Consider the following 12,480-nt stretch of genomic DNA (forward strand, 5'->3'; position numbering starts at 1 on the left):
GTTCGACGGTCCGCCGGCCGCACTCCGTTCGTCGGGGTGCGGCCGGCGCCGTTCCGGGGCGATGGCTTGCGCACGAGCGGCTGTTACGTCACAGGGCATCGGTGACAGTCCCGAGACGTCACGGCTGCGCACGAGTGACACTCGTCACCGTCCCTCGGGCAACTCACCGATTCGGTACCGCTCCGTCCCGTCCACGCTCTCCCACACCGCGATTCCGTCGCGCATCAGTGCCCACAACGGACTGCCACCGCGCGTCGCGCGAGGCCAGGTCCGAGCCGGCCGAATCACCTGCGCGGAATCGAGCACGGCCACCTGGACCTGATCTGCGACCCGATGCGTCCGCTCCTCCTCATCGCCCACATGGTCGAACGCGATTCCGACCACGTGTGCGTCGGCGAGCCGCAACCACAGCCCGTCCCACGACGACCGGTCGAGGCGAGCCCACTGCGGCAGCGGATCCGTTGACGCGGGCAGGAACTCGTATCGGATCCCGCTGACATTCATGTCCCGCTCCACCCGGAGGAACGCGAGCGAGGTGCTCGGATCGCGCATCAGAAGTGCTCGACCGACCAGGGTCGACGCGGACTGAACAGCATCAGGTCGGCGCGGGCGGCGGCACCGTCGGTGAGCTCCCGCACGGACCCGACGGCGACGCGACGGGCCACCGGCTCGTCGGAGAGCCAGAGCCGCCCGAGGTCCGTCACATCGAGGGCGAGGTCCGCGGGCTCGTCGGTGGGCGCACAGGTGCCGGCTCCCCCTGCGGCGCCGGCACTCTCGATCAGGAACCGTCCGTGCGCCGGGCCGGGCCCCGCACCGTCGTACCCGGGATCGGTCACGTCGAGCACGATGCGGCCCGGGGCGGCGTAGGTGCGCGCCGCGAACAGCGCGGGCACATCGAGGGGCCGGATCCACAGCATGTCGCAGCGATTGGACACCTGGACCGTCCGCGGGTCGACGGGGACAGTGCTCACGATGTCGTCGGGAGCCCGCTGCGGCGCAAGGACCGTGCTCACCCAATCGATGCTCATCACGAACGCCCACAGCTCCCGCTCGGCGGCCACATCGATGCCCAGCAGCTCGGAGACGGTGACCGTCGAGTCGGGACGGGAGTCGGTCCACTTGTTCTCGACGGTGTAGATGAGCACGCCCGCCACGTCGCCGTCGCGACGCAGCACCAGGCGCTGCTTGTCGTCGTCCTTGCCGAGCAGGCCCGCGGACTGCCGGCCGTTGATGCCGAGCCGGGACACGCGGCCCGGGACGCTCACCCGCTCACGGATGCCGTCCGCGGCCGCCAGGTACTCGTCACCGCCGACGTAGCGGAGCTGGTCCGAGCTCCGCTCGGGGAGCTGGGCGCGGTCGACCGCGATGCGGTAGTCGACGACCTCGGTGCTCTGCCCGAACCCGTACCTGGCGTAGATCGCGTACTCCGCGGCGATGAGGGTTGCCGCGGCCGCACCGTCCACGCGAGCGGCGGTAAGAGACTCGCGCATGTGCCTGCCGAGGATCCCGCGGCGCCGATGCGTGGGCAGCACCGTGACGGCGGAGACGGCCCGAGCGGGCACCGTCGCCCCGCCGACCGCGGTGAGCCGCTGGTCGAAGGACAGGAAGGTCCCGACGGTCCGCCCGTCCGCGACGGCGACGCGGTGATCGAGCGCGTCGAGGTCGGCGAGGATCGCCTCGGTCCAGGCCTCGGCGTTCTCCATCCGCTGTTGGAAGCCGATGGAGGCGCACTCCTGGAATCCGGCGTACTGCTCCGGGGTACGCACACGCTGGAACTCGATACCGCTCGAATCGGTCATAGCGGCAACATTACCGATGCGCACAACCGGATTTCAGCAGCCCCAGCCGCACCGGTGCACACCCTTGATCGCGCCGTCCAGACCGGTGACGAGGTGCGAATCGATGCCGATGTCGTTGATCCCCATCCACACCTCGCCGCCACCGTCACCGCCGACGGTGACACGGAAGCGCTCGTTCGGCGACATCGTGGCGGTCGTCAGTCCCAGCTTCTCCGGGGCCGTCCGGATGACCGCCGCGATCTCAGCGGTGTCGAGGTGCGCGAGGTCCACGCGCAGTCCCGCGCCCGACGACACCGACAGCCCGCCGTACACCTCACGGCTGTGGAAATCGCCGCCCAGCGAGTAGGTGTACCACGCCGCTCCGACCGGCGACTCCGCCTCGGGAACCCGGACCACCGCGCTGTCCCGGTAGAAGTGCACGCCCTCGATCACGGTGGTGCCGAACCGCTTGCGCAGCGCGCTCACCACCTCGTTCATCCCCGCCTCGGTGAACATCTCCCCGCCCACGAGTCGCTCCGTCACGCCGTTGTCCGCGGCTGCGGCCGGCGGTGCGGCGGCCCCGGGTGGCGCGGCAGCTGCGGAGCGATCGCCGGAGGGCGGTACGAACCACACGATGATCCCCGCCCCGATCGCAACGATCACGGCGAGCGCCGTCAGTGCGATGCCCACTCGTCCACGTCGGGTGAGCCGGGCGTACCACGGCGCCCGGTAGCGCGCGGTCGGCACCGTCGCCGGCAGTTGGAGATCGCGCAACAGCGCGTCCAAGTCGGGCACGGTGAGCGCGGTGCGGGCGCTGCCGACCCGCGCCTCGTGCTCGTCCGGCGACAACTGACCGTCGGTGAACGCCTCATCGAGCCGCGCCATCACCCACACTCGGTCGATGTCGCGCGCCCGGAGTTCCCCATTCCGTGGCGTCATCTTCATGACCGTACATCGCACGGGCGCCGCGCCGGCATTACATCTGCGCGGCTACGCCTTCTGCACCGCGATCTCGGGGACGTGGGTGGCGCGTACGTACACCGCGTCGCCTTCCGAGAGCTCCAGCGCCGACGCATCGCCGCGGGTGATCTGGGCGTGGAAGCGCTCGCCGGTGGCGGCGTTCTTCAACTCGACGCGCACCTCGAAGCCCAGGTACACCACGCGCTCGACCTCGGCCCGCAGGACGCCCGCTTCCTCGGAGGTCTGTCCGCCCGCCCGGGCCAGCTCCGGCGTACGGCCGACCCGGATGTCGTGCGGCCGCACCAGCACCCCGTTGAGCTTGGCCACCGAGCCGAGGAAGGACATGACGAACTCGGTCTCGGGACGGTCGTAGACGTCCGCCGGAGTGCCCACCTGCTCGATCCGCCCCTTGTTGAGCACCGCGATGCGGTCGGCGATGTCGAGCGCCTCCTGCTGGTCGTGGGTCACGATCACGGTGGTCACGTGCACCTCGTCGTGCAGGCGACGGAGCCAGGACCGCAGCTCGTCGCGGACCTTCGCGTCGAGCGCGCCGAAGGGCTCGTCGAGCAGCAGCACCTGCGGATCCACCGCCAGGGCGCGGGCGAGCGCCATGCGCTGGCGCTGGCCGCCCGACAGCTGCGCCGGGTAGCGGGTCTGGAAGCCGGTGAGCCCCACCACCTCGAGGAGGTCGTCGACCTTCGCCTTGACCTCGGCCGCAGGGCGTTTGCGGATCTTCAGCCCGAAGGCGACGTTCTCCCGCACCGTCATGTGCTTGAACGCCGCGTAGTGCTGGAACACGAAGCCGATGTCCCGCTGCTGCGGCGAGGCGTGCGTGACGTCGATCCCGTTGATCTCGACGAGGCCGGAGTCCAGCCGGTCGAGGCCGGCGATCGAGCGCAGCAGCGTCGACTTGCCGGAGCCCGAGGGGCCGAGCAGCGCGGTGAGCGAGCCGTCGGGGATCTCCAGGGACACATCGTCGAGGGCCGCGAAGTCGCCGTAGCGCTTGTTGGCCCCCACCACGTTAATCGTCATCGCGGTTCCTCCTGCGGGTCGCTTCGAGCAGGGACATCACCACCAGCGCGATGAGCGCCAGCAGCATGAGCAGTGTCGCGGCGGCGTACGCCCCGAAGGTGTTGTAGTCGTCGTGGTTGCGCGAGCTCACGAGCAGGGTGAGCGTCTGCGAGATGCCGGGGAAGTTCGACGAGACCATGAGCACCGCGCCGTACTCGCCGAGGGCGCGGGCGATCGTGAGCACCACGCCGTAGGTCAGGCCCCACCGGATCGCGGGCAGCGTGATCCGCCAGAAAGTCTGCCAGGCGTTCGCGCCGAGCGTCGCCGCCGCCTGCTCCTGGTCCTGCCCGATCTCGTGCAGCACCGGTTCCACCTCACGCACCACGAAGGGCAGTGTCACGAAGGTGGTGGCCAGCACCATGCCGGGTAGGCCGAAGATGACGCGGAAGCCCAGCGATTCGATGCCGCCGAACCAGCCGCCCACGCCCCACAGCATGATCAGCGCGACGCCCACGACCACGGGCGAGACGGCGAAGGGCAGATCGACGGCGGCCTGCAGCGCCGCTTTGCCGCGGAACCTCCCGCGCGCGAGGGCCAGCGCCACGAGGACGCCGAAGATCACGTTGAGCGGCACCACGATCGCGACGATGAGCAGCGACAGCTGCAGCGCCGAGATCGCGGCCGGGGTGGTGATCCAGGCCCAGAATTCGCCGAGACCGCGCTCGAACGAGCGGTACAGGATCACGCCGATCGGCAGGACGAGCAGCACCAGCAGGTACAGCAGCGCGACGGACCGCAGGCTCAGCACCGTCTTCCTGGAGAGATTCACTCCTGCTCCTCCCTGCGTCCCTCGGGACCACCGCACGGGACCGTCTGGCATCCGGTCATCACTCGTTCTCCTCCCGCTTGGCGGTCCTACCCCCGACGAACCGCATCACCGCCAGCAGCACGAAGGCGATGGCGAGCAGTGCGACGGACACGGCGGACGCGGCCACCTGGTTGTCGACCTCGAGCTGCTGCTGGATGTACTGCGAGGCGACCTGTGTCTCGCCCGGGATGTTGCCGCCCACGAGCACCACCGAGCCGAACTCGCCGATCGCCCGGGTGAACGCCAGACCGGCGCCGGAGAGGATGGCGGGGAGCAGGGTCGGGATCACGATCTTCGCCACGATCACCCGGTTCGGCGCCCCGAGCGAGGCGGCGGCCTCCTCGACCTCGCGGTCGAGCTCGATCAACACCGGCTGCACCTGCCGCACGACGAAGGGCAGCGTCACGAAGGCCAGAGCGATGACGATCGCCGGCTGGGTCGCGTTGAGCGTCAACCCGATCGGGCTGTCCGGCCCGTACAGCGAGAGCAGCACGATCGACGCGACGATGGTCGGCAGCGCGAAGGGCAGGTCGATGAGCGCGTTGACGACGCCCTTGCCCGGGAAGTCGTCCCGCACCAGCACCCACGCGATGACGGTGCCCATCACCACGTTGATCACCGTGACGAGCAGCGCGACCCACACGGTGATGAGCAGGGTCGACACGGCGTTCTTCGCCGTCAGCGCGTCCCAGAATCCGGACCAGCCGTTGTCGAAGGCCCGCGTCGTGATGGCCGCGATGGGCAGCAACACGATGACCGAGATCCAGATCCACGCGACGCCGATGCGCAGCGGGTTGATCAAGCGTCGCATCACTTGCCCCCGGTCTTGTAGGCGGTGGCGATGGTGCCCTTGTCGCCGAACAATGCCGCGTCCACCGCGGGCCACCCGACGAGGTCCTTGCCGCCGTTCTTCGCGGCGGTCCCCCTGCCGAGCACGGCGCCCAGCTCGTCGATGGTCCACAGGCGCTGCGGCTGGGCGGAGAACAGGTGCGCCGTCTCGGCGGCGATCGTGGGGTCGCCGGCGCGGAACCCGGACGCCGGGATCGCGCGCTGCGCCTCGGGCGAGAACAGGAAGGCCACGAACCGCTTGGCCGCCTCGGGCGACTGCGCGGTGTTCACCACGGCGACCGGCAGGTCGATCCGGAAGGACTGCGGCGGGATGAAGTACTCGGGCTTCGGCTTGCCGTCCTTGACGCTCTGCCGCTGCAGCAGGACCGCCTCGCTCTCGTAGCTGAGCAGCACATCGCCCTGGCCGGACTCGAAGGCCGAGGTGGCGTCGCGGCCCGAGCCCGGGCTCACCGTCGTATGGTCCCGGATGAGTTCCTTCACGAAGGCCAGGCCCTTCGACGGGTCCTGGCCGCCGTTCGACAGCGCGGCGTACGGGGCCAGCAGGTTCCACTTCGCCGAGCCCGAGCTCGCCGGGTTCGGGGTCACCACCTCGACGCCGGGCTTGAGCAGGTCCGCCCAGTCGTGGATGCCCTTCGGGTTACCGGGGCGCACGACGACGGCGACCAGCGACGTGAACGGCACGGAGCGCCGCGGGTAGACCTTCTCCCAGTCCTTGTCGATCAGGCCGGCTTTGACGATGCGTGTGACGTCCGGCGCGACCGAGAGGTTCACGACATCGGCGGGCACGTGCCGCGCGACCTTGCGGGACTGATCGCCCGACGCGCCGTAGGACTGCGAGAAGCCGACGTCGGGGTCGGTCGTACGGAACAGCGGGATGGCCACGTCGAAGGCGGGCTTGGGCGCCGCGAACGCGACGAGGTTCACCCGCTGAGTGCCGCTGGAGATGTCCACGCCGTGCGGGTCGTCGGTCGAGCCGCCCCCGCAGGCCGTGAGCAGCACGGTCAGGGCGACCGCGACGATGCTCAGGGCACGGCCGCGGCGAGTGGGTCTGGTCACGTCTCGCCGTTCTGCTTGTGGACAGGTCAGGCGAGAATCCTACGAAGCGCGGTCAGCGCAGCAGCGCCCACGCGACCACGAGGAGCACCAGCAGCGCGATCAGCGCGAGCGTCACCTTCGACTTGGGCACCAGTGCCCGCCATCCGCCGCCTGTCTCAGACACTCTCGTCATCCCCTTCTCCGGCCTCATGACCTGCGGCGTCGGCGCGGGAGGCCCGCGCGAGGCGGGCGTCCAGCGTGTCGGCGACGAGGTCGATGAGGGCGCTCAGCACGCGCACCACCAGCATTGCGATCACCGCGAGTACAACCATCACCAGGCTGACCTGCAGCGCGAAGGGCAGACCCGTGAGCCACAGCTCCACCGAGTCCCACCACTGCGCGATCGCATGCACACGCCCAGCGTAGCGACCGCGCTGCGCGAACCGGTCGCCGTGCCTCATCATGGACTGCATGTCATCGAAGAACGACGCCCCGACCTCCGATGCCCCCGGCCCCGACACCGCCCTCGACGAGGTCTCCGGCCCCGAGGCGCTCATCACCGACACCCCGCCCCTCGGTGACGCGGTCTTCCCGCCGATCCACGACTACGCCTTCCTCTCGGACTGCGAGAACACCTGCCTGATCGCCCGCGACGGCAGCGTCGAATGGATGTGCATCCCCCGCCCCGACTCCCCCAGCGTCTTCGGCGCCATTCTCGACCGCGGCGCCGGCTCCTTCCGGCTCGCGCCGTACGGCGTGCGGGTCCCCGTCGACCGGCGCTACCTGCCGGGCAGCCTCATGCTCGAAACCACCTGGCAGACCTCCACGGGCTGGCTCATCGTCCGTGACGCCCTCGTGATGGGCCCGTGGCACGACACGCAGACCCGGTCCCGCACGCACCGTCGGACACCGACGGACTGGGACGCCGAGCACATCCTGCTCCGCACGGCCCGGTGCGTGTCCGGCACCGTCGAGCTGCAGCTCAACTGCGAGCCCGCCTTCGACTACAACCGCGCCGGCGCGGAGTGGGCCTATTCCGGCGACGGCTACGGCGAGGCCGTGGCGCGGGCCCGCACCGATTTCGGGGCGCACCCCGAGCTCAAGCTCACCACCAACATGCGGCTCGGCCTGGAGGGCCGGGAGGCCCGCGCGCACACTCGGCTCAAGGAGGGTGACGAGGTCTTCGTCGCCCTGTCCTGGAGCAAGCACCCCGTGCCGCAGACCTTCGCCGAGGCGGCGCAGAAGATGTGGTCGACGGCGGAGTCGTGGCGGCAGTGGATCAACGTGGGCCAGTTCCCCGACCACCCGTGGCGCACGTACCTGCAGCGTTCGGCGCTCACGCTCAAGGGCCTGACCTACTCGCCCACCGGCGCGCTGCTGGCCGCGTGCACGACCTCGCTGCCCGAGACCCCGGGCGGCGTCCGCAACTGGGACTACCGGTACGCCTGGGTCCGCGACTCCACCTTCGCCCTCTGGGGCCTGTACACGCTGGGGCTCGACCGGGAGGCCGAGGACTTCTTCTCCTTCATCGCCGATGTCTCGGGCGCCAACAACGGTGAGCGACATCCGCTGCAGGTCATGTACGGCGTCGGCGGGGAACGCACGTTGCACGAGGAGGAGCTCTCCCACCTCTCGGGGTACGACGGTGCGCGGCCGGTCCGGATCGGGAACGGAGCCTACGACCAGCGCCAGCACGACATCTGGGGCACGATGCTGGACTCGGTGTACCTGAACACCAAGTCGTCCGAGCGGATCCCGGAGACGCTGTGGCCGGTGCTCAAGGAGCAGGTCGAGGAGGCGCTCAAGCACTGGCGCGAGCCGGACCGCGGAATCTGGGAGGTGCGCGGGGAGCCGCAGCACTTCACGAGCTCGAAGGTGATGTGCTGGGTCGCTCTGGACCGCGGCGCCAAGCTCGCGGTCATGCACGGCGAGAACGACTACGCCCGCGAGTGGTCGGAGCAGGCCGAGGTGATCAAGGCCGACATCCTCGAGCACGGCGTGGACGAGCGCGGCGTGTTCACGCAGCGCTACGGCGCCCCCGCGCTGGACGCGTCGCTGCTCCTGGTGCCGCTGCTGCGATTCCTCCCCTCAGACGACCCGCGGGTGCGCGCCACCGTGCTCGCGATCGCGGACGAGCTCACCGAGGACGGCCTGGTCCTGCGCTACCGCGTCGAGGAGACCGACGACGGGCTCGCGGGCGAGGAGGGAACGTTCACGATCTGTTCGTTCTGGCTGGTCTCCGCGCTGGTCGAGATCGGCGAGGTCGCCCGCGCTCGGGCGCTGTGCGAGCGACTGCTGGCGTACTCGTCGCCGCTGAAGCTGTACGCGGAGGAGCTCGACCCGAAGTCGGGCAAGCACCTCGGCAACTTCCCGCAGGCGTTCACCCACCTGGCGCTGATCAACGCGGTGGTGCACGTGATCCGGGCGGAGGACTCCTCCGGGCACGACGCGTCGGCCTTCCTCCCGGCGCATCCGACCCCCTGACGAGCGTGAGGCCGTAGGTTCACTGTCATGCACGACGACCGGCGGTTGACCGAAGAGCGTCTCGACAGATTCACCCGGGAGTTCCTGAACGGGGCGGTGTACTCGCACTCCGCACCCGTGACGGTGACGGGGTGGGCCGCCCCGGGCGAGCCCGTGCCCTTCGCGGAGGCGGCGGCCCAGGCGTTCACGCCGGTCTCCGCCGGCACGCCGTGGGGAGCGCCCTGGTCCACGCTGTGGTTGCACGTGACCGGGGCGCCGCCGTCGGACTGGACGGACGCCGACGGTACGCTGGAGCTCCGCGTGGAGCTCGGCTTCACCGGCGGCCCGGGGTTCAACGCCGAGGGGCTCGTTTACCGGGCGGACGGCACCGTCGTCAAGGGGATCTCGCCGTTCAACGCCTACGTTCCCCTGTCCCCGGGCGAGCCGGTGGACCTGTACATCGAGTGCGCCGCGAACCCGGACCTGGGCGGTGACTTCGTCTCCCCCACCCACCTCGGTGACCGGGACACCGCGGGCGACGGTCCGCTGTACCGGCTCGGGACGATCGACCTCACGCTGCGCGATCGGACGGTGTGGGAGCTGCAGCAGGACGTGTGGACGCTGCACGGGCTGATGCACGAGCTGCCCTTCGACCTACCGCGCCGGCACGAGGTACTTCGCGCCCTCGAGCGGATGCTCGACGTGGTGGACCCGCACGACATCGCCGCCACCGCGTCCGCGGGGCGGGCGGCCCTGGCCCCCGCGCTGGCCTCGCCGGCCGCCGCGTCCGCGCACCGGATCACGGCGGTCGGCCACGCGCACATCGACTCGGCGTGGCTGTGGCCCGTCCGCGAGACGGCGCGCAAGTGCGCACGGACCTTCGCCAATGTCGTGGACCTCATGGACCGCGACCCGTCGTTCCGCTTCGCATGCTCCTCGGCGCAGCAGTTCGCGTGGGTGCGGGACCGGCACCCGGAGCTGTTCGCGCGCATCAAGGATCACGTGGCGGCGGGACGGTTCGTCCCGGTCGGCGGCATGTGGGTGGAGGCCGACACGAACATGCCGGGCGGCGAGGCGATGGCCCGCCAGTTCGTGGCCGGAAAGCGGTTCTTCCTGCACGAGTTCGGGATCGACACCCCGGAGGCGTGGCTCCCCGATTCGTTCGGCTACTCGGCGGCGATGCCGCAGATCGTGGCCGAGGCGGGCTCGCGGTACTTCCTCACCCAGAAGCTGTCGTGGAACCAGACCAACCGGATGCCGCACTCGTCGTTCCTCTGGGAGGGCATCGACGGCACCGCGCTGTTCACGCACTTCCCGCCCGTCGACAAGTACAACTCGGACCTCTCCGGCGCGGATCTCGCTCGGGCGCAGAAGAATTACAAGGAGCAGGGCGTGGGCACGCGCTCCCTCGTCCCGTTCGGATGGGGCGACGGTGGCGGTGGCCCGACCCGGGAGATGCTCGCCGCCGCCGCGCGGACCGCATCGCTCGATGGTTCGCCGACGGTATCGATCGGCACGCCGGTGGAGTTCTTCGACGCCGCCGCAGCGGAACTGGAGCACCCCGCCCGGTGGTCCGGCGAGCTGTACCTCGAGTTCCACCGCGGCACGTACACCTCGCAGGCGAACACCAAGCAGGGCAATCGGCGCAGCGAGCACCTGCTGCGCGAGGCGGAACTCTGGGCCGCGACCGCCGCGGTCCGGACCGGATTCGCCTATCCCCTGGAGGAGCTCGAGGAGATCTGGCACCTGGTCCTGCTGCAGCAGTTCCACGACATCCTGCCGGGTAGCTCGATCGCCTGGGTGCACAAGGACGCCGAGCGCAACTACGCCGCCGTCGCGAAGCGCCTCGAGCGGATCATCGACGGTGCCCTCGCGGCTCTCGCGAACGGGTCGACGTCCGCCGGTGGGGGCGTGGCTCGGAATCGGCTCACGACCCCGGTCGACGACTCCCCCGCCGCCGAGGCACACAGCCTGGTGTTCAACGCCGCTCCGCACGCCCGCGACGGGGTGCCGGCGCTGGGTGCCACCGTCATCCAGACCGCCCCAGCGATCTGCCCGACCGCCGAGGGCACGGCGTTCCAGCTGGACAACGGCGTCGTCTCCGCGCTGATCGACGCGCGCGGGCTCCTCGTCTCGCTCGTCGACGCCGCCTCCGGCCGCGAGGCGATGGCCGGCCCCGGCAACCTGCTCCAACTGCACCGCGACATCCCGAACCACTGGGAGGCGTGGGACATCGACTCCTTCTACCGGCGCGATGTCACCGATCTCGACGCGGTCGAGTCCGTGACGATCGACGGTGACGCCGTCGTGGTGCGCCGAACGTTCGGGGACTCGTCGATCACCCAGCGGATCAGCCTGCGCGCCGGCTCGCCGGCCCTGGACATCGTGTGCGAGATCGATTGGCACGAGCGGCAGAAGCTGCTCAAGCTGGCGTTCCCGTTCGACGTGCAGGCCGATCGCAGCGCCTCGGAGATCCAGTTCGGCCACGTCTTCCGCCCCACCCACGCCAATACTTCCTGGGACGCTGCGAAGTTCGAGATCTGCGCGCATCGCTGGGTGCACGTCGGCGAGCCCGACTACGGCGTCGCCGTGGCGAACGATTCCACCTACGGCCACGACATCACCCGCCGGACAGTCGATCCTGGAACGCCCGCAACCGGCACCGTCGTGCGCCTGTCGCTACTGCGCGCTCCCCGCTACCCCGACCCGGAGACCGACCAGGGCTTCCACCGGCTCGCCATCTCCGTGCGCCCCGGTGCGACGATCGGCGACGCCGTCGAGGAGGGATACCGCCGCAACCTCGCTCCCCGCACCGTCGCCGGGTCGGTCACTTCGGTGGCTCCGCTCGTCACCGTCGATCACCCCGCCGTGATCGTCGAGGCCGTCAAGCTCGCCGAGGACGGCAGCGGAGATGTCGTCGTGCGCCTCTACGAGTCGCGCGGAACCCGCGCGGACGCGACGATCCACGCGGACTTCCCGTACCAGTCCGTGGTCCGCACAGACCTCCTGGAGCGCCCCGTCGCCGATCCCGAGTCCGCCGGTGACGTGCACCTGTCTTTGCGCCCCTTCAAGATCGTCACTCTCCGCTACCGCCGCTGAAGCGCCGAGTCCCGTCGCCCACGGGCACTGTCGAGCTCCCGCCCGAGCTCCCCGGAATCGTCCGGCTGTCGGTGAGCCTTCCCGAAATTAGATCGATTGATCTATACTTAGATCAATCGATCTACGAAAGGTGGAACCCATGGCAGCGGACCCGGAACTGGTCAACGCGATCATCACCGCAGGCGCGATCTGCGGTGGAGGCGTGGCCCTGGCGGGAGGCGCGATCGGTGCCGGCATCGGCAACGGCAACGCGGGTGCACAGATGATCGCGGGCGTCGCGCGACAACCCGAAGCGCAGCAGCGCATGATGGCGCCGTTCCTCATCACCGTGGGGCTCGTCGAGGCGGCGTTCTTCATCAACGTGGCGTTCATGGCGCTCTTCGTCTTCGCGACGCCGGGACGCTGACGGAGTGGGGC

General features: G+C 70.1%; 11 protein-coding genes. 3 read left to right on the plus strand and 8 right to left on the minus strand.

What is annotated here, in order from left to right; translation table 11 throughout:
• Positions 1-144: 144 nt before the first annotated feature.
• The 8 genes from AXK61_RS18310 to AXK61_RS18345 form a co-directional block, all read right to left on the minus strand.
• Entirely contained in the window at positions 145-552 is a 408-nt protein-coding gene (locus tag AXK61_RS18310; protein ID WP_068572486.1) for a hypothetical protein, read from the minus strand.
• The gene (locus tag AXK61_RS18315; RefSeq protein WP_068572484.1) at positions 552-1,799 is read right to left on the minus strand and encodes a GNAT family N-acetyltransferase; all 1,248 of its coding nucleotides are present in this window, start codon (positions 1,797-1,799) and stop codon (positions 552-554) included. Before AXK61_RS18315 ends, AXK61_RS18310 begins: the two co-directional genes overlap by 1 nt.
• 33 nt (positions 1,800-1,832) lie before the next feature.
• Positions 1,833-2,717, minus strand: coding sequence for a DUF1707 SHOCT-like domain-containing protein (locus tag AXK61_RS18320; RefSeq protein ID WP_175400042.1), 885 nt, complete (start codon positions 2,715-2,717; stop codon positions 1,833-1,835).
• A gap of 51 nt (positions 2,718-2,768) precedes the next feature.
• The gene (locus AXK61_RS18325) at positions 2,769-3,770 is read right to left on the minus strand and encodes a sulfate/molybdate ABC transporter ATP-binding protein (protein ID WP_068572478.1); all 1,002 of its coding nucleotides are present in this window, start codon (positions 3,768-3,770) and stop codon (positions 2,769-2,771) included.
• Positions 3,760-4,578: a sulfate ABC transporter permease subunit CysW gene (gene cysW / locus AXK61_RS18330; RefSeq protein WP_068572476.1), complete on the minus strand. Its 819-nt coding sequence runs from the start codon at positions 4,576-4,578 to the stop codon at positions 3,760-3,762. Before cysW ends, AXK61_RS18325 begins: the two co-directional genes overlap by 11 nt.
• A gap of 58 nt (positions 4,579-4,636) precedes the next feature.
• The gene (gene cysT / locus AXK61_RS18335) at positions 4,637-5,428 is read right to left on the minus strand and encodes a sulfate ABC transporter permease subunit CysT (protein WP_068572474.1); all 792 of its coding nucleotides are present in this window, start codon (positions 5,426-5,428) and stop codon (positions 4,637-4,639) included.
• On the minus strand, positions 5,428-6,522 hold the full coding sequence (locus tag AXK61_RS18340) for a sulfate ABC transporter substrate-binding protein (protein WP_068746575.1): 1,095 nt from the start codon (positions 6,520-6,522) through the stop codon (positions 5,428-5,430). The genes cysT and AXK61_RS18340 overlap by 1 nt, the downstream gene beginning before the upstream one ends.
• Before the next feature lie 155 nt (positions 6,523-6,677).
• Positions 6,678-6,914, minus strand: a complete 237-nt coding sequence (locus AXK61_RS18345; RefSeq protein ID WP_139057995.1) for a hypothetical protein — start codon at positions 6,912-6,914, stop codon at positions 6,678-6,680.
• 58 nt (positions 6,915-6,972) lie between these two features.
• On the opposite strand from AXK61_RS18345, the gene AXK61_RS18350 reads away from it, so the two are divergent.
• The 3 genes from AXK61_RS18350 to AXK61_RS18360 all read left to right on the plus strand — a co-directional run bounded on the left by AXK61_RS18350 (position 6,973) and on the right by AXK61_RS18360 (position 12,469).
• A complete protein-coding gene (locus AXK61_RS18350; RefSeq protein ID WP_068746576.1) occupies positions 6,973-8,985 on the plus strand; it encodes a glycoside hydrolase family 15 protein in 2,013 nt (670 codons plus the stop codon).
• 27 nt (positions 8,986-9,012) lie between these two features.
• Positions 9,013-12,063 carry an alpha-mannosidase gene (locus tag AXK61_RS18355; RefSeq protein ID WP_068746577.1) on the plus strand — a complete coding sequence of 1,017 codons (3,051 nt, stop codon included), beginning with the start codon at positions 9,013-9,015 and terminating at the stop codon, positions 12,061-12,063.
• Positions 12,064-12,202: 139 nt separating this feature from the next.
• Positions 12,203-12,469 carry a F0F1 ATP synthase subunit C gene (locus AXK61_RS18360; RefSeq protein WP_068746578.1) on the plus strand — a complete coding sequence of 89 codons (267 nt, stop codon included), beginning with the start codon at positions 12,203-12,205 and terminating at the stop codon, positions 12,467-12,469.
• Positions 12,470-12,480: the final 11 nt, after the last annotated feature.

It is taken from the genome of Tsukamurella pseudospumae, from assembly GCF_001575205.1.
GTDB lineage: Bacteria > Actinomycetota > Actinomycetes > Mycobacteriales > Mycobacteriaceae > Tsukamurella > Tsukamurella pseudospumae.

Bases quoted from the DNA above. Each gene is read 5' to 3' on its own strand.
- AXK61_RS18355 (WP_068746577.1), top strand. From the start codon at position 9,013: ATGCACGACGACCGGCGGTTGACCGAAGAGCGTCTCGACAGATTCACC.
- AXK61_RS18315 (WP_068572484.1), bottom strand. From the start codon at position 1,799: ATGACCGATTCGAGCGGTATCGAGTTCCAGCGTGTGCGTACCCCGGAG.
- AXK61_RS18350 (WP_068746576.1), top strand. From the start codon at position 6,973: ATGTCATCGAAGAACGACGCCCCGACCTCCGATGCCCCCGGCCCCGAC.
- AXK61_RS18310 (WP_068572486.1), bottom strand. From the start codon at position 552: ATGCGCGATCCGAGCACCTCGCTCGCGTTCCTCCGGGTGGAGCGGGAC.
- cysT (WP_068572474.1), bottom strand. From the start codon at position 5,428: ATGCGACGCTTGATCAACCCGCTGCGCATCGGCGTCGCGTGGATCTGG.
- AXK61_RS18320 (WP_175400042.1), bottom strand. From the start codon at position 2,717: ATGACGCCACGGAATGGGGAACTCCGGGCGCGCGACATCGACCGAGTG.
- AXK61_RS18360 (WP_068746578.1), top strand. From the start codon at position 12,203: ATGGCAGCGGACCCGGAACTGGTCAACGCGATCATCACCGCAGGCGCG.
- AXK61_RS18325 (WP_068572478.1), bottom strand. From the start codon at position 3,770: ATGACGATTAACGTGGTGGGGGCCAACAAGCGCTACGGCGACTTCGCG.